Genomic DNA, 19636 nt, shown 5'->3' with positions numbered 1-19636 from the left:
TGGGCCAGACTCCGTCCGTTTTGTAACTCGGTGCGAATAGTGACAGGATCAAGCCCGGTCAGTGAACTCAGCGTGCGAATCAGGTATCCCACGCTCACATTGTCCAGACCGCGCCCGCCACCACCACGACCATACGCCAACGCTACTGACGCTGAATCGGTCACTCCTTCATAGGCGGCACGGGCCGTTATTGGTGAAAACCAAAGGAGGGCCAATGCCAGCACTGCACTACTCAAAGCACGTAAGACCATCCGTTTCATCCTTGCACCTCCGTTGCAGTTATTTGCGGTTTCGTTGCACCTACTGGCGCTATCGTCATAATAGAGCAAGACTGTGAAGGAATTATGAAGTGATCATGAGAAGATCGTGGATTGTTCTGCAACAAACATATCTCGCCAACGTCGTATAGGCAGGAAGTGGAAATCTGTTGAGCGATTAAGGAGTAACGCTATGACAACGAACCGTCTTACTCGTAGTGCAACCGACCGCATAATCGGCGGCGTATGTGGTGGTCTCGCCCGTTACTTTGGTATCGACAGTACTATCGTTCGCCTCATTTTCGTATTAGCTGTGCTGAGCGGACTTAGCCCTCTTATCTACATTGTGCTCTGGATCATTATGCCGAAAGAGGAAGTAGCATTTCCGCAGCCAGCACAAGACCCAACCGGTGAATGGCGCTACGATCCGTATACAGGCCAGAAACTACGCGATTAGGTGAATTGTCTCTCCTTCCTCTCCCCATTTGGGAGAGGAAGGAATGAACTTGAGGGAGTGGGGACGCATCCCTACCTGTTGCTCCTTATTTCTTTCTGGTATGACGATGTTACCGGCAAGTGTTACCGACCTGATCATTACACACCTGGGCAAACCTGTTGAGCGGGTTGAATACCTGCACAGCAGTTTCGGCGCGCAACTGGTTCGCCTTACGCTAGGTGGCGAGCAATTTGCGCTCAAGTGGGCCAGCGGTGGATCGCCAGCCACGATGTTGATGGCTGAAGCGCACGGTCTGCGAACACTGGCTGCAACCAATACCATCCGTGTGCCGGCGGTGATTCTGGCACTCGCGGCCAACGAACAACAACCGGCCATTCTCCTCAGTGAATGGATCATTGGCGATGGTCACGCTGTGGATCAGGCCCGGTTGGGTGAGCAACTGGCTGCTCTCCACCGTTGCACTGCCGCTGCTTATGGATTGGAATGTGATAATTTTATTGGTGGTACGCCTCAGTACAACGGATGGAAAACCGATTGGATTGAGTTCTTTCGCGAACGACGACTCATTCCTCAGATCGAACTGGCAGCCCGCAATGGATTGCTACCAGGCCACCGTCGGCAAGCGCTCGACAACATTGTTGCTCGCCTCGACCACTGGCTCAGTGGTGTTGCGCGTGTCCCATCACTCATTCACGGTGATCTATGGAGTGGGAACGTGATTACGGGGACAGGCGGTACACCCGTGCTGATCGATCCGGCGGTTTCGTACAGTGATCGTGAGGCTGAACTGGCGTTTACCGAACTTTTTGGTGGCTTTTCCGCACGTTTCTATCAGGCCTATCAGACGGTATGGCCGCTCGAACCCGGTTACCGTGACCGTCGCGATCTTTATAATCTCTACCACCTGCTTAATCATTTAAATCTGTTTGGCGAAGGGTACGGGGCGCAGGTTGATGCCATTATCCGACGCTATGCTCGGCGATGATTGGTCTCTGTCATCTTTTCACTGGCAGGGCAGGAGTGTAACCTGCCCTGAGTATTGATATTGCCCGTGATGGCTATTTGCCCTTATCGGCCAGGTAATAACGTATATTCAACGACGGCCCGGCGTTCACTGCTATTGCCATAGGCGCTGAACGTATAGCGCCCGACCGGGTCTTGTTCACTCAGATAGACTTCGATGGTGAACGTTCCATCGGCATCGGCGGTAACATCTCCTAGCCATTCGGTGGCATAATCGGGTAACGTTGCCCACAACGTAATGACTTCACCGGCCAGAAAGCCGCTACCGTTCAATCTGATAGCCTGGCGTTGTGGACCACTTCCCGTTGCCACGCTAAGCTGACCTGTACCACGAGGCTTAAGAGTATCACCGACCAACACCTCAAAATCAACAATTCCATTTCCACCACTCTGTAAGCCTCGCGCCGTCAGGGCGTAACGTCCTACTGGAATATGATTGCTCAGCATCGCCAGACTGATCCGTCCCTGGGCATCAGCCACCTGAGTACCGAGATCGGCAATAGCGTTGTTTGGGTAGCGTAGCCACAGAGCGATCCGTTCACCTGGCCGATAACCGCTACCGGTAAAGACAAAGGTGTTGCCTTGCGTTTGAGCAGATTGATTGACCGTTAACTGTACCGCAGGTGATGCACCCGGCGCTGGGGCAATGTCTACCTCAAGGCTGGCGTAGGCTTCTCGCCCACTCTGCCATCCTCGCGCCGTATAGACGTAACGTCCGGTTGGGGTGAAGGTTGCCCCAAGGAAATCGGGCAGGTATGGGTGATTGAACCGTCCTTGCTCGTCGGTCTGGATAACGGTGACGCCGTAGACACGGTAATCAGGATAGGTAATCCAAATGCTCACTGTTTCAGCAGGGAGAAAACCGGTACCGCTCAGGGTAACTGTCGTATTCTGACGGGCTACAGTTGGTGAGACGGTCAGGCTGGCGGTTTGGGCGCTGGCTGACCAACTCCAGGTGATGATAATGAGACTTAATACGCTGACGAATAAGAGTGAGAATAGTGACAGGTAAGAACGCTTGATCATCGTCATAAGCAGCTCCGTGATCTGGTAAAGGAACCATCCTATGCTTACGAACGATGATCGTGACTACCGTCACCGTTTGATCAGATTACAGAAATCTGACGGAAACCACTTGCCAGCTATGTTCAACGACGGAAGAGTGTCGATGCTGATGCGGCGAGTGCGGTCAGGACAACGATCCAGGCGATGGTTGCCAGTGGCATCATGGCAGCTTGCTTGAACGCAATGCCACTCGCTGCCCAGGCTACAACGAGCGGCAGGACTGCATCGCGCCAACGTTGGGCAAACCACCAGCTCAGACCGGCAGCCAGGATGAGTAACACGCTGGCGCTAATTATGCCACCGTTGCCGGTATCACGCCATCCCAGATCGTAGAGAAAGACGCTCGCATTAACGAGGGTTGCAACGCAAATCCATCCTAAATAGAGGCTGAAGGTTGGTTGTACCAGCCATCGTTCGCCGGGTGTTGGTGTTCCAGGACTACGGAGTTTCACATAAGCCCCAACCAAACCGATCAGCACAATCAACATTGCTGGCAGCGAGAGCGGTGACAGATTGTAGTGCCAGAAGAACAACCAGCCGATGTTGCCAAGACAACTGAGCAAAAACCATGGGGCTGCGGAACGCAAACGCGGATTATTGATCTGTGCAGGCAGTGCCTGATAGACAGCGTAACCGATCAGCCCGACATAAATGAGGCCCCAAATTGAAAAGATATATCCGGGTGGTGTTATGAGCAGTGGGTACCGATCTGAAATGGCGCCTGTGGTCTGACCATTGAGGGGTAGCGTATTGGCTGCAATGTTCACCGCAATCGTCGCGAGTAATCCCAGAATGACGGCAACTGGTTGCCAGTGAAATATTGGACGCGCAAGTGATGTCGCCATAATAATCTCCGTTATAATTGAGGATACCGGGGCGAAAGCTGTGCGTCCGCCTGCCCTGCATTATAAAGGAGAGAGCACCATTATGCCAGACTGGAAAGACTACCTCACCGCGAACCAGGACCGCTTCCTTGCCGAATTGGTCGACTTCTTGCGTATCCCGAGCATCTCGGCCATTTCTGCGCACGCTGGTGATGTGCTGCGTGCCGCTGAGTGGGTTGCGAATCGGCTAACCGCTGCCGGAATGGAGCACGTGGCAATTCTGCCGACCGGCGGTCATCCGGTGGTGTACGCTGATTGGCTGCATGCTCCTGGTAAGCCTACCGTTTTGATCTACGGTCACTTTGACGTGCAGCCGGTCGATCCGCTCGATTTATGGACGCATCCACCATTTGAGCCGCATATTGAGAATAATCGAATCTACGCCCGTGGCGCCAGTGACGACAAGGGCAACATGCTCATTCCGATCCTGGCAGTTGAAGCCTTATTGCGCAGCAGAGGCTCGCTGCCGGTCAATGTCAAGTTTTTCTTTGAAGGCCAGGAAGAAATTGGGAGTCCCCAGATTCCAGCGTTTCTCCAGGAGGAACGAGAGCGCTTTGCCTGTGATTTGGTATTGAGTGCTGATGGTGGGCAATGGAGTGAAGATCAGCCCCAGATTCTGGTCGGCTTGCGCGGTGGTTGCGGCGTACAGATCGATGTGTATGGGCCAAAGATGGACTTGCATTCGGGCATGTACGGTGGTGTCGTGCAAAACCCGATCCACGCTCTGGTTCAGATTCTCGATTCGATGCGATCAGATGATGGAATGATTACCATTCCAGGTTTTTACGACCAGGTACGACCGTTATCACCCGCCGACCGTGAACGTGTTGCTGCGATCCCCTTCTCTGAAGAGAAACTGAAAGCCGCGCTGGGAGTACCAGCTCTCTTTGGTGAAGCCGGTTTTACTCCGCGTGAACGCGAATGGGTACGACCAACGCTTGAGGTGAACGGAATCTGGGGCGGGTTTCAACAAGAAGGGATTAAGACGGTCTTGCCGGCTGAGGCCCACGCCAAGATTACCTGCCGGCTCGTGCCCGACCAGGACCCACAGACTATTCTTGAGCTGTTGCAAGCGCATATCAAGCGTCACACACCGCCTGGGGTGAATGTGACAGTGACCCCGCTTGCGTTTCAGGCCTATCCCTACCTGATCCCCGAAGACGATCCAGGGAACATCGCTGTACGTGAGGTGTTGATCGAGTTGTATGGCCGTGAGCCGTACTACGTGCGCAGTGGTGGTTCGATCCCGGTTTGTACCCTCTTCCAGCGTCAGCTTGGCGCTTATACTAGCAGTTTTGCCTTTGCCCTTGATGATGAGCGTTTCCATGCGCCCGACGAATTCTTCCGTTTGAGCAGCTTCCGCAAAGGACAGGCTGCGTACTGTATGTTGCTCGAACGGTTAGGTCGCTAAGTATAAAGGAGCCAGGTATGCTTGATTACGCTGCTCTCTACCGAAAAGAGCGAACCGTTCAAGAGCTGGTTCGTGATCTCACGGTGGCCGATCTGCGCACCGAGACCGATGAAATGTACGATACAATCGAACGGCTGATTGCCGATTGTTCCGATGCTGATGTGACGTTTCAACCTGTTGATCCAAACGCCCACGATCCATTTGCAACAGATCCCGCCGCCGTTAATCAAGCCTGGACGCTCGCTCACGTGATCGTGCATCTAACAGCCTCGTGTGAAGAGTCGGCTTTCCTGGCAGCCGAGATGGCGCGTGGCGTACCGTTCCACGGCCGTTCTCGGTACGAAGTGCCATGGGAGACGGTGACCTCGATAGCACAGGTACGACAACGGCTGGCTGAAAGTCGGCGGATGTTGCATGCCTCGCTACAGATGTGGCCTGACCATCCGCATCTTGAATATATGGTTGAACCGTGGCCCGGTGCATCACTGGTTGATGCCCGTGGTCGGTATGTTCTGGGTCTCGCTCATGCCTATGACCATCTTGGTCAAATTGCCGAAATTGTACGCCAGGCAAGGGCGGGGAAACGTGAGGAGTGATTGGTTGTCTGCATTCTCGCCTACAGGATACGTATGCTAAACTCGCTGTTCGCATTACGGCGCACACCTGACAGATCTCCATAGTGCGTGCTAAATATACTCTTTTTGCCTAGAGTAGGGGCGGGTGCTCAACCCGCCCGTCTCGCCGGTATGCTGAATGGAATCATCCCAACAAAATCTGCGCGAAGATAATCTTTAGCACCATTGCCGTTGGAAAGACCATCGCGTAGCCGATATTTGGTGCTTCGTTACCAACTTGTTCGTTGGCAAAGGCCAGCACCGCTGGCTGGGTTTGTAATCCGGCCAGCATCCCGGTCAGTACGCTAAACGGTATCTTGAGCAGCTTGTAGCCGATAAACAGAGTCAGCATAGCGACCGGTATTGTGATGAGTGCTCCGCCTAGAAACAGAATGAGGCCGTTTCCCTGTGTAAGAGTCGTGACGAAACTATAACCGGAACGAGTGCCGACACCGGCCAGGAACATAGTCATTCCAACTTGACGTAATGTAAGATTGGCGCTGTACGGCAGACTCCACACGATTGGACCGGTACGCCCGCGCCAGCCAAGGAAGAGGGCAACAACCAGCGGGCCACCGGCCAATCCCAGCGAAAAACTCCCGCTGCCCAGTAGTGGGATTGGGATCAGACCTACCAGCATACCGAGTGCAGTCCCCAGACCAAGCGAAACTACATCGACCTCGGCTAATGAGCGGTAGGAGTCGCCGAAGAAGGCGCTAACCCGATCCATATTGTCGCGTTGGGTAACGATGCGTACTCGATCACCCAGTTCGAGGATGGTATCACCGTGGGGTAAAAGCTCAACATCACCTCGTCGAATGCGGGTAATCACTGCACCCATGCTCGACGGCAGGTTTAGATCACGTAACGGTACGCCAACAACAGCCGGATTTGAGACAAAGACGCGCCGAAAATCAAGGGTGTGGCGGTCGAGTGTCAATTCTGTACTGGTCAGTTCGCCAAGATCGGCGATAACCCGCTCGACCATCGCTGGCGTGCCCACGATGTTGATCAGATCGCCTACTGCGAGCTGGGTTGTACTGGTAGCCAATTCCACTCGACCATCGTGCTGGAGACGGCTGAAGATCACGTTCCAACCCCGTGTTTTGACCAGTTCGGCGATGGTTTGACCCTGGACTGCGGGATTGGTGACCCGAATTGTGCGATTGACCAGGTGATCACCGATGGCGCCAAATTCACGCAGGTGCTGTACTTCCTGCTGTAGATCAATCTGCCAGAGGCGACGGGTCAGGTAGATCGAGAGGATCATGCCTAGTACGCCAACCGGGTAGGCCACCGAATAACCAACTACCGGTTCGGCGCGCAATGTCTCATCGGCGCCGAGACGACTCAGTTGTTCGATCACGGCGGCCAGGGCTGGCGTGTTGGTCAAACTGCCGGCAAAGAGTCCGGCTGTTTGGGCACCGTTCAAGCCGAGCAGAATGCGTAAGAGTGCCGCAATACCGGCTGCAACCACAATCAACCCACCGATAAACAGATTGTTGCGCAACCCGCGCCGGCGGAATGACGAAACGAAGCCGGGACCACTGCTCAGGCCGATGGTGTAGACGAAGATGACCAGGCCGAGCAGGTAGATGATGTCAGGCAGGCGTAACCGTTGATCGATAGCGCCAAAGGCCAACCCGACGAAGAGCACAGCCGCCACACCGAGGCTGACACCGCCAATCTTGATCCGTCCGATGAGATAGCCAATTGCCGATACGGTAAACAGGAGCAAGAGCGGGTTACTGGCAAGTATGTCGATCATAATGGTTCTTCCTTACCAAGAAGTGTTAACGTTGTCCGCCGTGTATGGTATCATGCAGTTGATAACCAACGGTTAAGAAAGAGGGATCGTATGATTACCGAAGACATGGTTCGGGCAGCACTGAAAAACGTGGTCGATCCAGAGATTGGCCTCGATGTGGTCAATCTTGGGCTGGTGTACCGCATTGACATTCTCGATGACGGGAAAACCGTTGATATTGATATGACCTTGACCACGCCAGCCTGTCCGGCAGGGCCGCAGATTCTCGAACAGGCCCGGCGGGAGGTGATGTCGTTGAAAGAGGTTTATAAAGAGCTTGAGAACGTCAAGATCAATCTGGTCTGGACGCCCTTCTGGAATCCGTCGATGATGTCGGAAGAGGCGCGCGAGGAACTGGGTTTCTTCTAATGTGGTCAACAGGCGGCGAGGGTTGGGCGACCTTCGCCGCCTGTTATTATTGATAGCGCACCATACAATACAAGGGGGTATTGGTATGACAACAATTGCTCCGCCCGCTATGCCTGCTTACACCGAAGAAGATCATCTGGTTTGGGCAACGCTCTGTGCGCGCCAGGTTCCCCGGCTTGAGCGGTACGCCTGCCGCCTCTTCCGCGAAGGATTTCGGAAGTTGAACCTTGATCTCCAGCGTCTCCCCGATCCGGTACAGGTAAGCGAACGTCTGGCAGCAATGACCGGCTGGACGTTGTGCGATGCGCAAAATGAGTATCTCAACCCTACTGAATGGTTTGAGCACATCGCCGAACGGCGCTTCCCGGTGACCAACTATATTCGACGCATGGACGAGCTTGATTTTACGCCGCTGCCCGATCTCTTTCACGAGTACATTGGTCATCTGGCATTTTTTACCGATCAGCGCTTTGCCGATATTGCCCAGGCTTTTGGGCCTCTTTATTTTGCCGGTGACGAGCGGCAACGTCTGGAAATAGCCCGTCTCTGGTGGTACAGCATCGAATTTGGGCTGATTCGAGAAGATGGTGGGTTAAAGGCTTTTGGCGCCGGTCTTCTGTCGTCAATTGGTGAACTCGATCATGCCTTTGCACCAGATACACCGCGTGTGCCATTTGATATTCGGCGGGTTGCAAATACGCCCGGAGCTGCCTATTCGATGCACGAAACCTATTTCATTCTGGAAGACCTGGAGCACGTTGCTGCGATCCTACGTGATTATGCCGCCATGGAGGGCTTGCCAGCGGTACAGATTTGAAAATAACTGCTGGTCTTTTCTGCGAGGTGGTAGTTTCCCCGACTGAATCCATCGTGTTTGTCACTCTCTTCCACCTGTGTCTCGGTGGTTATCTTGTACCACTGAGACACAGAGCGTGCTGAGGCCAAATCGTGATCAGTCGCGGGAAGAAACATGTTAATGCCCTGTCTGGAACTGCCAGGTATACCTAAATGGTTGCCCCGCGTATGATCCATTCACCGTCACCTCGATCAGACTGCTAGGCGGCAGAGCTACCGTTGGGGTAATGACGATCCCTTTATGCCCGACTGGTAACGAGGTTGAAACGCTGTGGGCGATGCTACTGCCACCGACGACCTGTAATGCCGTGCTGTTGACTACCGGTGTATCGCCGAAATAGCGCCATTGCAGCGTTATCGGGTACTTCGTTGGCGGAACGTCGGTCTGATGAAGGCCGGGATAACGCACCGGCCAGTTGGGATAGTCAGCGCCATCGTTGAAATACGACAGCACATCGAGCGCAGCCGCACTTGTTGCCCCATTAGCAGTGGTGTAGAAGCCAAAACCAAAGGTTGGTGTGGTTGGGTAGAGTAGCCAGAGTCGGTGACCAACCGAGCGCATCCAGCCATCAATCGCATGGGCCGGTTCCCAGGCAATACCTCCACCAATCCATGCATTGCCCCTTTGCGCACAAATCTGTCCTGCCGGTGAGGCGTATGGTAGGCTAGGGTTCTGATTATGGGTCAAGTGGTTGTTCTCGGCCATGTAGCGGGCATGTTCAAAACAGTTACCATTCAATGTTGCATCTTCATGAACTGGTGGTACGCCAGCGCGCAGTCGGTAACCGTTCACCCGTTCAAGCCAGTTGGTGGAAAGTGGCGGCAGGCTATTCGTTACCAGCGGGATGAAAATAGTGTTGGTTGGACCATGCGCTTGCGAGAAAGCATGTGCCGGCAAGTGGGCGAGCACGAAGGCGATGACCGCATAGAGGAAGATTTGACGATACATCGGATAGCCTTTCCTAAAACATTTCTCGCACATAACGCTTATACCTTTAGCATAAGCATTCCTCCTTCTGCCGGGCAATAGCCATATTTGGCTGTTGTGTAATAGGACTTCCACGACAAGTCGTACCGTCAACTCGTCGTTGCCTTCTCTGCCTGCCTGTGCTACGATGAGCCAGAAGCATTTGCAACCGCTCAAGGAGCATACAATGAGTCTTGCCGATATACCGATCACTGCGGTTGGTCACCTGGAACGTGCCGGTACATCTCGATCTGGTCACGAGATAGCGGCAATCGTTGTGGTCGCCGATGAACGTCCAGCAGTCATCGCTGTTGCTGATTACCAGCATGCTGCAACATCATTGTTGCCCCACTTCTATCTTGCCCGTGATGGAACGTTAGCGCAATTGTTGACGATCAATCGCGCCGGTGATGGATTGGGACGGGCTATCTGGCGAGGACGGATGCGGAATCTCAATCGGATTGCTGTGATTGTAAGTGTGGAAGCTCCTAACGTTACTGACCTGAGTGAAGTGCAAGCAAGTGTGTTGGCCGATTGGTTACCGGCTCTGGTTGCACAATCTCACCTTTCACTCGCCGATGTATGTACGGTTGTTCCTGATGACGCAGGGCGGATGCGTCTGCAACCGTATCTCCCACCTTCGCCGCCAGTATGGTCGGTCGCCGGTGATGTGGTATTAGGGAGCGGTACTCGTTCACCAGAGCAAGAGTTGTGGGTGGCTCTGGCAACAGTTACCTGGCGTCAGCGGGGTGCACAGTTACGTCTCAATCAGGCCTTCTCGCTCTATTGGGGGAAATTCGACATTGGTGCGCCGCTAGCTCCTAATGAACCGCCGCCAGTAGTGGCTGACGGGAAGACTTACAACTTTCAAGTCTTTGCCCGTGACACAATTTTCAACGAAGGAACGCAATACGCTGTGGTGCAATCGTTAGCCGGTTTGCTCGGTCCCGACATGGGCGCCATTCCAACCGGTGGTGTTAGTCGGGCGCTTATCGAGGCCGGTTATCGTAGTGCGTTAAAGACCAGTGCGACCCGATCCCCACTTGAAGGCAAGACTGAGTTTCGTGCTGATTGGCGGTTTCACTTTGTGGCGCTCCAGGCAAAATTAGGGCCGGCTCTCAGTGGGAATTATGTGACTGCGGATCGAGCTTTTGCGGTGCAGGTCTTTGCCGGTGATACGCTCTATACGCCAATGAGTCAGCAAGCAGGGTGTTTCTTTCTCAGTCTGACCGATCCGTCCAGTCCACAATATGCCCAAATTTGGGCCGAAACGTACAAAGTAACCGGAGTGCCGTATGATTCTACCAATCCGTTTCACCAACGGGCGTTAGAACTGAAGTTAGGGACACCGTTAAGTGGAGTGATACGCGAAACGATCAACGGGCAATCGTTTGATGTCCAGGTCTTTGCTTACGATACGCTCTACCGTGGTTCAGATGGTGTTATTCGCCGAATGAGTGATTTACCGCGTCCAGCAGAGGTACAGGCCTGGCAGCCCAAAGCGCCGACACCACTGGTACCACCGACGCCACCGGTATCACCACCTGTACCGGAACCACCTGCCGGACCTGTACAACCGCCTACAGTGAACATTCTCAATGCGCCAGAGGTGGTAAGGGCAGGTGCGCCACGGCGTGATCCCAACTGGCCGCCTAAGCCCGACTTCAATATCCTGACCGACCGTAACGGTCAGCGCGAGCGTGTGTTAGGCAACATTGAATGGGTACGTAAGAGCGGTGATGATATTATCATCACCAACGATTGGGTTGAACGGCATCTTATTGAGGTGTCCATTCCACAACTGGCACGGTTTCGGAATACCAATGGTGGGAGGATCAAGTTTCACCGACTGGCAGCCGATCAATTGCGCCGATTGTGGCAGGCCTGGGAAGATACCGGGTTGTTGCACCTTGTACTAACCTTCGATGGTGCATGGTGGCCGCGAACGATCCGTAGCAACCCGACTACCTTGAGTAATCATGCCTACGGAACGGCGTTCGATATCAATGCGCAGTGGAATGGCTTTTACAAACCGGCAGCTCTGGTTGGTGATCGTGGTTCGGTGCGTGAGCTAGTACCAATCGCGAATGCACTTGGCTTCTTCTGGGGAGGTCACTGGAACTACGATGGTAAAGGCGCCAGTGATGGTATGCATTTTGAATGGGCAGTTGCCCGCTAGGCAAAGGAGCAAGCAATGCAACTACACGGGCTACATGTGTTGGTGACTGGTGGGGCTTCTGGTCTGGGTGCGGCGACGGCTGAACGACTGGCCGGTGCCGGGGCGCGGGTGACCATCGCCGATCTAAATGAAGGTGCTGGCGAAGAGCTAGCTGCCCGGATCGGAGGACAGTTTGTGCGCACCGATGTTACCGATCCGGCGCAGTGTGCAGCAGCCGTAACCAGGGCTGCCGCGAATGGTGAACTACACGTATTAGTCTGTTGTGCCGGTATCGTTCTGGCCGAACGAATCCTGGGCCGTGACGGCGTGCACGATCCGGCGCGCTTCAAGCGTGTCGTTGAAGTCAATCTGATCGGCACCTTCTACATGATGCTCTATGCAGCACAGGTCATGAGTCAAAACCAACCCAACTCCGAAGGCGAACGTGGGGTTATAATCAATACGGCATCGATAGCTGCGTTTGAAGGCCAGATCGGTCAGGTCGCTTATGCTGCCTCAAAAGCTGGTGTCGTCGGGATGACACTACCGGCAGCCCGCGAACTGGCTCGCTTTGGGATACGGGTGATGACCATTGCGCCGGGTATCTTCGATACCGCAATGATGGCCAGTCTACCGGCAGCGGCCCGTGAGTCACTCGGTGCGCAGGTGCCATTTCCGTCGCGATTGGGACGTCCTGCCGAGTACGCAGCGTTAGTTCAGCACATCATTGAAAATCCGATGCTAAACGGTGAAGTGATTCGACTCGATGGCGCAATCCGAATGGCGCCGAAATAAGGGAGGCAGCACATGCAAATTTATCTCGATACGGCCAACCTCGCCGAGATTCGCGAGGCCGCCAGTTGGGGTATTCTGAGCGGAGTAACAACGAATCCGACACTGATTGCCCGCGAAGGGGGAGTTGATTTCAAAACGATTATCACCGAAATTGCCGAGCTGGTTGATGGCCCGATCAGCGCCGAGACCATCTCGCTCGATGCCGAGGGAATGGTGCGCGAGGGATTAGAGTATGCTGCATGGCATCCGAACGTTATCATCAAAGTGCCGAGTACAACCGAGGGATTACGAGCAGTAAGCCAACTGGCTAAGCACGGCATTCGTTGCAATGTAACGCTCTGTTTCAACGCTGTGCAGGCATTGCTGGCGGCACGGGCCGGTGCGTTCATCATTAGCCCCTTCGTTGGGCGTGTTGATGATACCGGTGTTGATGGAATGGCCTTGATTCGCGAGATTGCCGGTATCTATCGCCAGGATAGCGAAATTAAAACCAAGATTCTGGCGGCATCTATCCGTCATCCGCGCCATATTGTTGAGGCAGCACTGGCCGGTGCTGATATTGCGACCTGCCCGTTCAAGGTGCTTCAGCAGGCAATGCGCCATCCATTGACCGATCGCGGTATTGAGCAGTTCCTGGCCGATTGGCAATCGCGAATGCGTTCCTGAGCCGAGATTATGCGAGATCAACCACTCATGCTCGGTTTGATCGGCGCTAGCGGTACTGGGAAGACAACGCTGACGCAGGGGATTGTGCGTCTGCTGGGTGCGCAAGGCGTTACGCCGATCAATCTCGATGATTACCTGCGCTATAGCCGTGCAGAGCGTGCGGTACGTGGTTTAACCGATGCCGATCCGAGGGCTACCGATCTGGATCGCATGGCCGCCGACCTGGCAGCGTTGCGAGCCGGTCAAACTATCGAAAAACCGATCTACAACCATAAGACCGGAGTTCCACAGGGCAGTGAACGGGTTGCTCCGACCGGACTGGTTATTGCTTACGGTGCGTTAACTTTGACCCCACCGGTGCAGCCCGATCTGTTCGACCTTACTGTCTACTTTGATCCCGATCCCGAACTGTACCGTCGTTGGCGCGAAGAACGTGATGTGCGTCAACGGGGGTACACCCCTGAAGAAGTGCGGATGGCGTGGCCGGCGCGTGAACGCGACATCCAGCGTTACATCGTTGTCCAACGACCGTTAGCCGATGTCGTTTTACGCTTTCTGCCAGGTGAAGTGGGGTACGACCTGCAAATGTGGTTGCGCCGGCGGGCGCTGGCGTTTGATGTCATCAACGCTCTTGCCGATGCGGGTCAGGGGGTAGCCGTGCAGATCCAATCGGTGGCTGCTGACGATGATGGTTTACCGGCCAACGTGATTAACGCAACGTCAGACCCGGCTCTTGATCGGCTGAGTGAAGGATTACGATCACGGCTGCCGGTATCTGGACAGGTGAGCACAGGTGAAATGGTTCAGGGGACGCATCCCACGCTGACATTTGCTCAAACCTTGATTGCCACGTTGCTCTTGCAAAGAGGGTAAGCGACATTGATGTAGTTCCTCATAGACATCGGCCATTGATGGTAGGGGCACGGCGACGCTGTGCCCCTACTTATGGTGGCGCCCGACCTGACTGCGTTCATCACGCGCTCAACTGCGATTGCATCGAAATCATCTGGTACAATCCCTTCGGCAGCGACTCAAAAGCTGAAAAAATTCGGTGAAGGTATCATCATGGATTGGATTTCTGCATCAGTAAGTGACTCGCGAAGGTTCATGCAAACTCTATGGCTGCTGACGATTATCGGGTTAATCATCCGGGTAGCCGCAGTGTTTGTCCTAAACGACTACTATGATCCGTTGACGGCTGAGTATGGCATTGTAGCAAAGAATATCGTTGCCGGTAAGGGTTTTGTGGGAGGCGGCTGGCTTGGGCCAGAGATGCCAACCGCACTGAATACGCCGGTGTATCCATTATTTCTGGCAGCCTGGTTGTGGGTGGGGGTGCCCTTGCCGTTTCTTGGTGTCGAGCTATGCCAGGCCCTGCTTTCGGCGTTGCTTATCTACCTCACCAGCAGGATTGCATCGCATTGGATTGACACAACAACCGGTTTATTGTCTGGTCTGATGGTAACCTTCTACCCTCCACTTATCTATTTCTGTAAGCAGATTTCTCCGGCGATTTTTACAACATTTTTTACAATTTTTTCCTTGTTTGTGTTATTACACTTCTTTCAACGGCCCACCTGGCGCCGCGCCATATTTTTGGGGGTGGTCTGGGGTATTTCCTGCCTGGTTGAACCTATTTTGCTGTATGGCTTATCAGGTGCGGCGTTCCTCATCGGAATGAATCAAGGTGATAGGATCAAGATTATCCAAAAGCTGGCTGTTACACTATTGATTGGCCTGTTGGTGTTGTTGCCCTGGACGATCAGAAATTATCTGGTGTTTCAGCAGGTTGTGTTGCTCAAGACCTCATTTGATCTGAACTTTTGGCTGGGTAACAATCCGCACGCCACCGGCTTTTTGTACACGGCTTCGGGTGAGCCAATGCAAAACACGCTTCCGGCAAGCACGCTTGAGTATTTAAGCTCACTCAACGAAGCGGAACGCTATGCGGTGCTGCGGTATGAGGCGCTACAATGGATTGCAGCAAATCCTCTGCAATTTTTAAAGCTGACGATGATGCGCATAGTGTACCTCTGGGTTATTTCTCCTACCTATTTGATAACCGATCAGAACATTGTTGAGCCACGCTACTTTTATATGTTTAGAAGTATTATTCAGATTGTGTTGCTGTTGTTGGCATTTCTGGGTAGTGTATTGGTGTATCGAAAGTACAGACAATTTTTTGTGTTAAGTGTCTGGTGGATCGTTGCCTTTACAGCGCCGTATGCTATTTCGGTGGCCGGTAATACTCGCTATCGATTACCGGTAGAGCCGATCCTGCTAGTCCTCGCCGGTGTTTGTGTTAGTAAACTGATCGAGGTATCGCAACAGAAAAGGGCATCGGCAGGGATATAGTCAAACGACGCTGACTGCAACGTCTGGTGTGATGGCAACCTTCATGCTCTTGACTTCACTGCAAAAGGTGCTCTTCTCACCACAGAGACCACGGAGATCACAGAGACTAACGATAATGTTATCTTTCATTGCACAGAGGGTTGTGAACATTTTTCTTCCGTGCGCCCAATGGTCAAAAATGATCCTTATTCTTCATAAATCTTAGACGCTCTGTGTGCTCTGTGTGCTCCGTAGTGAGTTTTTGCAGTGGACTCTGATCTTATGACGAGAATCGCTCATCTGGTACGTATACTGCTACCTCCGCTGGCATACCTTGCGCTGGCAATTGTCTTCACCTGGCCACTGTCTATCCACCTGACGACAGCGCTGGGAAGTGGACTTGATCCATTGTTGCAAACGTGGGTGCTGGCCTGGAATGCGCGGGCATTTGTCACCGATCCGCGAACTATTTGGAACGCGCCGATCTTCTTTCCTTATCCTGAAACGCTGGCGTATAGTGACCATCATCTTCTGCTGACAGTTGTTGCGTTACCGTTGATACTCCTCGGCGGTCCTGTCTTGGCATACAATTTGCTCGTATTAGCCAGTTATGTCCTTACAGGGTGGGCTGTGTATCTGCTGGCAAGCGATATGCTAGTACGCGCACACGATAGGTGGATTCGTACCTTTAGCTCCTTCGCTGCTGGTGCGCTGTTTGCATTTGGTACGTACCGCATGGCACATTTTGTTCATCTACAATTGCTACAGACAGCCTGGCTGCCACTGGCTCTTCTATTTCTGCGCAGGTTTTTGCATGACACGGAAACAGGGACACGACGTTGGCGATATGCGGCGCTATTTGGTCTCTTCACAGGTGTTCAGTGTATAACTGCGCTCTATTACGCATATTTTACTGCCTTGACAATTGGATTGTATGTTGTCATTTGGTTATTGAGAACTTTATCTCGTCGGCAAAGACTCAACTTCTGGCAAAACATTGGCGGGCTATCGTTTGGTGGTATACTTGCCGCGCTTATCACGATACCGGTGACGCTACCGTACATTCATGTGTACGAGTATCTGGGCATCGTCCGATCGTTACGCGAACTCGATAACTGGTCAGCGCCACTCCAGGCATTCCTGGCCGTTGTACCGACAAACTGGTTGTATGGCGGAAGAGACAACTGGTTTACTGCTAGTGGTGGTGAGTTTGCGTTATTTCCAGGTTTTGTCACGGCTATACTTGCGATAACAATTCTGACACTGACAGTTTGGTGGCAATTCAGAGACCGGAAGCGAAACAGTGATACGCTGATCGGCTTGTCGGAGGCTGGCTTCCTGGTATTGCTGGCTACCTGTGCATTTGTATTATCATTGGGTGTTGGAATTCGTCTGGAGCGTGGTAGTGCAGCATTATCAATCCCAATGCCATATGCATGCTTCTACGAACATATCCCCGGTTTTGGCGCTCTGCGCGTTCCGGCGCGCTGGGCAATGTTAACGCATCTGGCACTGGTCTTACTTGCTAGTGTGACTCTCGTTTACCTGGGTCAATGGCTTCGCTCGAGGATAGACCGTCGTCTGACGTGGATCATGCTAGCAACGATTGGTATATGTGCTCTTATCGAGCATGCATCCTTTCCATTACCACTTGCACCTGTTCCTGCGCCGAAACCGGTGTATGCCTGGCTCAGTACTCAGCGCGATCTGCATGCCCTAATTGAGTTGCCGATTGGTTCTACACCACGCGGTGCCGAGCTGGAACGTATTACTACACGTCAGTTCCACCAGATACATCACTGGAAACCACTCGCTGTTGGATACAGTGGTATTATTCCATTTGGTACGACTGATGTGATGCGTCGCATTCAGCGTTTGCCCGATGATGATACCCTACGTTATTTGGCTCTGCTCGGTATCAACACGTTGATTATCCATCGCGATGAATATGAACCTGAAAAACTGGCGTCTCTGAAGGCATGGGCCGATACTACTCCACTGCTGAGTCGTCGTGCGGAAGTGGGTGACGCATTGGTATACGTAATCAATCCGCAGGCTCTACCACCGTTACCTGCTGCGAACAATGCATCGATATTCATATCAGCAGATGAACGGGTGCCGGGGGTATTGGCGCTAGGCCTCGTTCAACGCTGGAAAGCGGAAGGTGCTTCCTTGTATGGTTTTGAACGAACGCGCTACTATCCGGCGCTGCGCCGGCCCCAACCCGGACAGGTGTTCGATTACGGATTGCTTGCTGCCGATGAGAATCCACTGCGTTACGGTTTTGATGCGGAAAATCTGCTCTGGCAATCGAACGGCCTGGCTCTCTATCGTCGCGATTCACGACTGCTTGCTGCCATTGATCTGGCTCAGCCGGTTGCAGGACAGTTTCATTCGCAGTATCCCTCTCGTTTAAGTTTGGTGGTCGAAGCAGATCGGGTGCGTGTCAATGAGAATGTTTTTATGCTAGACGAACCCCTGTCTGCTGCTTTCATTGAGTTAGATACTGCCAGTCTGGTAACGCAAACTTTGGTGATTGATGGTAGAGCGTACACGGTTCCACCAGGCACCATTACGCTTACCGCACCGATCTCGATGAACCGCGAGACGATCATCATCGGTCAGACTGATCGAATGAGCATTCAGCAACTTCGAGTACTGAACGCTCCGCGCATGTCTGTTACCTTACCAGAAGGATTGCTAGCGATTGCTGCTGACTGTCGTTTTGATGGGACGCAATTGTCAGTCACTGTGCACATCGGTGGATCAGGTGCGCTAGAATTGGAGGTACGCGGTGCATCAGCCCGTGACGATAAGCCTATTTTGCTTCTCAAAGGTGTACCGCTAACAACAACGTCTAATGTTAGTAGTATCACCTTCAGTGTTGATCTATTTAATCCTGGCGAACCATGGATAACCCACCGCGAGCCTCCAGAAGATGGACGCTATATCGTGTATTTGCGAGCTATGGGGCGCTCTAGTACTGCGGTACCGATTGCAACATTTTCGATCCGTAATGGAGCAATCCGTGATGCGCGGTCTGTTCCTCTCCCCCTTCGTGCCTTGCGTTAGGGTCTTGAAGATGTGATGTATTGCAGAACAGGATGCTATCGCAGATCAGTGAGAATATTACGACACTGATCCGATTTCCAGGATACGCCTGAATCTCGTTTTACAGAGCGAGTTTGAAAGAGCTTCTATCTTTATTGTTGTCCTCACCAAAAAACCCTGATGTAAAGCAACAATGAACACCTAATGCTGTTGTTCACGTGCCAGGTAATACGTCATACTTTGCAGTACAGCCACCGGATCAATATAGCGCACCCAAACATCCTCGGGCACCTGTAGGATCATCGGCGCATAGCTAAGGATTGCACGCACGCCAGCCTCAACCAGGACATCGGCAACTCGTTGGGCTTGTGCTGCCGGGACTGCAATGATAGCCATTCTAATCTGTTTTTCGGCTATTACCCGTCGTGCATGCGCGAAATCCTGGATGGTCAGGTCGCCGATCTTTTGTCCGATCTTGGCCGGATCGGCATCGAATAGGGCGACAATCTCGATCCCTTCGGTGCGAAAACCTTCGTAACGGGCAATGGCTTGCCCGAGCAGGCCGATGCCAACCAGGGCTACCGGCCAGTGTTGGTTGATACCGAGGATGCGTTCAATATGTTGGAGGAGCTTCTCGACATCGTAGCCGATACCCTGCTTGCCAAACTCACCGAAATACGAAAGGTCTTTGCGGATCTGTGCCGCAGTCACGTTGATCCGCTCGCCAAGCTCTTGCGAAGACACGGAATGCACCCCCTCCTCGAGCAGGTAGCGCAGACTCCGTGCATAGAGGGGTAGGCGTCGAATGACTACATCAGGTGGTAATTCTGAGCGCTCCACACAAGTCCTCCGTTGGATCAGGTAGAGTATGTGAAGTGTAGCACGAGCTTACCAGTTCTGCAAGAGTTTTTTATTGATAGTGC

18 protein-coding genes and 1 pseudogene are annotated in these 19636 nt (G+C 53.1%); 12 read left to right on the top strand and 7 right to left on the bottom strand.

Going from position 1 to position 19636, the window contains the following annotated elements; translation table 11 throughout:
• A pseudogene (locus JE47_RS0110610) lies at nucleotides 1-260 on the bottom strand (hypothetical protein); the annotation flags it as partial.
• 190 nt (nucleotides 261-450) lie between these two features.
• Between JE47_RS0110610 and JE47_RS0110605 the strand changes: the two are divergent.
• Entirely contained in the window at nucleotides 451-714 is a 264-nt protein-coding gene (locus tag JE47_RS0110605) for a PspC domain-containing protein (protein WP_031459733.1), read from the top strand.
• 106 nt (nucleotides 715-820) lie between these two features.
• Nucleotides 821-1699 (top strand): fructosamine kinase family protein, encoded by an 879-nt coding sequence (locus JE47_RS0110600; protein WP_236631201.1) that lies wholly within the window; start codon nucleotides 821-823, stop codon nucleotides 1697-1699.
• Between the two features lie 83 nt (nucleotides 1700-1782).
• Here JE47_RS0110600 and JE47_RS0110595 read toward each other — a convergent pair whose 3' ends face one another.
• Both JE47_RS0110595 and JE47_RS0110590 read right to left on the bottom strand, forming a co-directional pair.
• Nucleotides 1783-2769, bottom strand: a complete 987-nt coding sequence (locus JE47_RS0110595) for a hypothetical protein (RefSeq protein WP_031459731.1) — start codon at nucleotides 2767-2769, stop codon at nucleotides 1783-1785.
• A gap of 116 nt (nucleotides 2770-2885) precedes the next feature.
• Nucleotides 2886-3647, bottom strand: coding sequence for a TspO/MBR family protein (locus tag JE47_RS0110590; RefSeq protein WP_051871131.1), 762 nt, complete (start codon nucleotides 3645-3647; stop codon nucleotides 2886-2888).
• Between the two features lie 82 nt (nucleotides 3648-3729).
• Between JE47_RS0110590 and JE47_RS0110585 the strand changes: the two genes are divergently transcribed.
• Nucleotides 3730-5097 carry a dipeptidase gene (locus tag JE47_RS0110585; protein WP_031459729.1) on the top strand — a complete coding sequence of 456 codons (1368 nt, stop codon included), beginning with the start codon at nucleotides 3730-3732 and terminating at the stop codon, nucleotides 5095-5097.
• Nucleotides 5098-5114: 17 nt separating this feature from the next.
• Entirely contained in the window at nucleotides 5115-5693 is a 579-nt protein-coding gene (locus tag JE47_RS0110580) for a DinB family protein (protein WP_031459728.1), read from the top strand.
• Nucleotides 5694-5856: 163 nt separating this feature from the next.
• On the opposite strand, the gene JE47_RS0110575 is transcribed toward JE47_RS0110580, so the two are convergent.
• Complete coding sequence (locus JE47_RS0110575) at nucleotides 5857-7479, bottom strand: aspartate:alanine exchanger family transporter (RefSeq protein WP_031459727.1); 1623 nt, start codon at nucleotides 7477-7479, stop codon at nucleotides 5857-5859.
• Nucleotides 7480-7569: 90 nt separating this feature from the next.
• On the opposite strand from JE47_RS0110575, the gene JE47_RS0110570 reads away from it, so the two are divergent.
• Both JE47_RS0110570 and JE47_RS0110565 read left to right on the top strand, forming a co-directional pair.
• Nucleotides 7570-7887 (top strand): metal-sulfur cluster assembly factor, encoded by a 318-nt coding sequence (locus JE47_RS0110570; protein ID WP_031459726.1) that lies wholly within the window; start codon nucleotides 7570-7572, stop codon nucleotides 7885-7887.
• An 85-nt stretch (nucleotides 7888-7972) separates the two neighbouring features.
• Nucleotides 7973-8704: an amino acid hydroxylase gene (locus tag JE47_RS0110565; protein WP_031459725.1), complete on the top strand. Its 732-nt coding sequence runs from the start codon at nucleotides 7973-7975 to the stop codon at nucleotides 8702-8704.
• Nucleotides 8705-8860: 156 nt separating this feature from the next.
• Here JE47_RS0110565 and JE47_RS0110560 read toward each other — a convergent pair whose 3' ends face one another.
• The gene (locus JE47_RS0110560; RefSeq protein WP_031459724.1) at nucleotides 8861-9691 is read right to left on the bottom strand and encodes a CAP domain-containing protein; all 831 of its coding nucleotides are present in this window, start codon (nucleotides 9689-9691) and stop codon (nucleotides 8861-8863) included.
• 205 nt (nucleotides 9692-9896) lie between these two features.
• Here JE47_RS0110560 and JE47_RS0110555 point away from each other — a divergent pair, with 205 nt between their 5' ends.
• The 5 genes from JE47_RS0110555 to JE47_RS0110535 all read left to right on the top strand — a co-directional run bounded on the left by JE47_RS0110555 (nucleotide 9897) and on the right by JE47_RS0110535 (nucleotide 15683).
• Complete coding sequence (locus JE47_RS0110555; RefSeq protein WP_031459723.1) at nucleotides 9897-11888, top strand: M15 family metallopeptidase; 1992 nt, start codon at nucleotides 9897-9899, stop codon at nucleotides 11886-11888.
• 15 nt (nucleotides 11889-11903) lie between these two features.
• Nucleotides 11904-12662: an SDR family NAD(P)-dependent oxidoreductase gene (locus JE47_RS0110550; RefSeq protein ID WP_031459722.1), complete on the top strand. Its 759-nt coding sequence runs from the start codon at nucleotides 11904-11906 to the stop codon at nucleotides 12660-12662.
• A 12-nt stretch (nucleotides 12663-12674) separates the two neighbouring features.
• Nucleotides 12675-13328 (top strand): fructose-6-phosphate aldolase, encoded by a 654-nt coding sequence (gene fsa / locus JE47_RS0110545; protein WP_031459721.1) that lies wholly within the window; start codon nucleotides 12675-12677, stop codon nucleotides 13326-13328.
• 9 nt (nucleotides 13329-13337) lie between these two features.
• The gene (locus JE47_RS0110540) at nucleotides 13338-14201 is read left to right on the top strand and encodes a uridine kinase (RefSeq protein WP_031459720.1); all 864 of its coding nucleotides are present in this window, start codon (nucleotides 13338-13340) and stop codon (nucleotides 14199-14201) included.
• Between the two features lie 234 nt (nucleotides 14202-14435).
• On the top strand, nucleotides 14436-15683 hold the full coding sequence (locus JE47_RS0110535) for a glycosyltransferase family 39 protein (protein WP_160173281.1): 1248 nt from the start codon (nucleotides 14436-14438) through the stop codon (nucleotides 15681-15683).
• On the opposite strand, the gene JE47_RS21775 is transcribed toward JE47_RS0110535, so the two are convergent.
• A complete protein-coding gene (locus JE47_RS21775; protein ID WP_160173280.1) occupies nucleotides 15684-15833 on the bottom strand; it encodes a hypothetical protein in 150 nt (49 codons plus the stop codon).
• Between the two features lie 111 nt (nucleotides 15834-15944).
• Between JE47_RS21775 and JE47_RS0110525 the strand changes: the two genes are divergently transcribed.
• Nucleotides 15945-18734, top strand: coding sequence for a hypothetical protein (locus JE47_RS0110525; RefSeq protein WP_031459718.1), 2790 nt, complete (start codon nucleotides 15945-15947; stop codon nucleotides 18732-18734).
• 180 nt (nucleotides 18735-18914) lie between these two features.
• Here JE47_RS0110525 and JE47_RS0110520 read toward each other — a convergent pair whose 3' ends face one another.
• Nucleotides 18915-19553 (bottom strand): redox-sensing transcriptional repressor Rex, encoded by a 639-nt coding sequence (locus tag JE47_RS0110520; RefSeq protein WP_031459717.1) that lies wholly within the window; start codon nucleotides 19551-19553, stop codon nucleotides 18915-18917.
• Nucleotides 19554-19636: the final 83 nt, after the last annotated feature.

Source organism: Chloroflexus sp. MS-G (assembly GCF_000735195.1).
Classification (GTDB): Bacteria; Chloroflexota; Chloroflexia; order Chloroflexales; family Chloroflexaceae; genus Chloroflexus.
This window is presented reverse-complemented; position numbering and strand designations above follow the sequence as displayed.

What these genes read in the sequence shown, in the direction of transcription:
- JE47_RS0110605 (WP_031459733.1), top strand. Translation starts at nt 451, where the DNA reads ATGACAACGAACCGTCTTACTCGTAGTGCAACCGACCGCATAATCGGC.
- JE47_RS0110600 (WP_236631201.1), top strand. Translation starts at nt 821, where the DNA reads ATGTTACCGGCAAGTGTTACCGACCTGATCATTACACACCTGGGCAAA.
- JE47_RS0110595 (WP_031459731.1), bottom strand. Translation starts at nt 2,769, where the DNA reads ATGACGATGATCAAGCGTTCTTACCTGTCACTATTCTCACTCTTATTC.
- JE47_RS0110590 (WP_051871131.1), bottom strand. Translation starts at nt 3,647, where the DNA reads ATGGCGACATCACTTGCGCGTCCAATATTTCACTGGCAACCAGTTGCC.
- JE47_RS0110585 (WP_031459729.1), top strand. Translation starts at nt 3,730, where the DNA reads ATGCCAGACTGGAAAGACTACCTCACCGCGAACCAGGACCGCTTCCTT.
- JE47_RS0110580 (WP_031459728.1), top strand. Translation starts at nt 5,115, where the DNA reads ATGCTTGATTACGCTGCTCTCTACCGAAAAGAGCGAACCGTTCAAGAG.
- JE47_RS0110575 (WP_031459727.1), bottom strand. Translation starts at nt 7,479, where the DNA reads ATGATCGACATACTTGCCAGTAACCCGCTCTTGCTCCTGTTTACCGTA.
- JE47_RS0110570 (WP_031459726.1), top strand. Translation starts at nt 7,570, where the DNA reads ATGATTACCGAAGACATGGTTCGGGCAGCACTGAAAAACGTGGTCGAT.
- JE47_RS0110565 (WP_031459725.1), top strand. Translation starts at nt 7,973, where the DNA reads ATGACAACAATTGCTCCGCCCGCTATGCCTGCTTACACCGAAGAAGAT.
- JE47_RS0110560 (WP_031459724.1), bottom strand. Translation starts at nt 9,691, where the DNA reads ATGTATCGTCAAATCTTCCTCTATGCGGTCATCGCCTTCGTGCTCGCC.
- JE47_RS0110555 (WP_031459723.1), top strand. Translation starts at nt 9,897, where the DNA reads ATGAGTCTTGCCGATATACCGATCACTGCGGTTGGTCACCTGGAACGT.
- JE47_RS0110550 (WP_031459722.1), top strand. Translation starts at nt 11,904, where the DNA reads ATGCAACTACACGGGCTACATGTGTTGGTGACTGGTGGGGCTTCTGGT.
- fsa (WP_031459721.1), top strand. Translation starts at nt 12,675, where the DNA reads ATGCAAATTTATCTCGATACGGCCAACCTCGCCGAGATTCGCGAGGCC.
- JE47_RS0110540 (WP_031459720.1), top strand. Translation starts at nt 13,338, where the DNA reads ATGCGAGATCAACCACTCATGCTCGGTTTGATCGGCGCTAGCGGTACT.
- JE47_RS0110535 (WP_160173281.1), top strand. Translation starts at nt 14,436, where the DNA reads ATGCAAACTCTATGGCTGCTGACGATTATCGGGTTAATCATCCGGGTA.
- JE47_RS21775 (WP_160173280.1), bottom strand. Translation starts at nt 15,833, where the DNA reads ATGTTCACAACCCTCTGTGCAATGAAAGATAACATTATCGTTAGTCTC.
- JE47_RS0110525 (WP_031459718.1), top strand. Translation starts at nt 15,945, where the DNA reads ATGACGAGAATCGCTCATCTGGTACGTATACTGCTACCTCCGCTGGCA.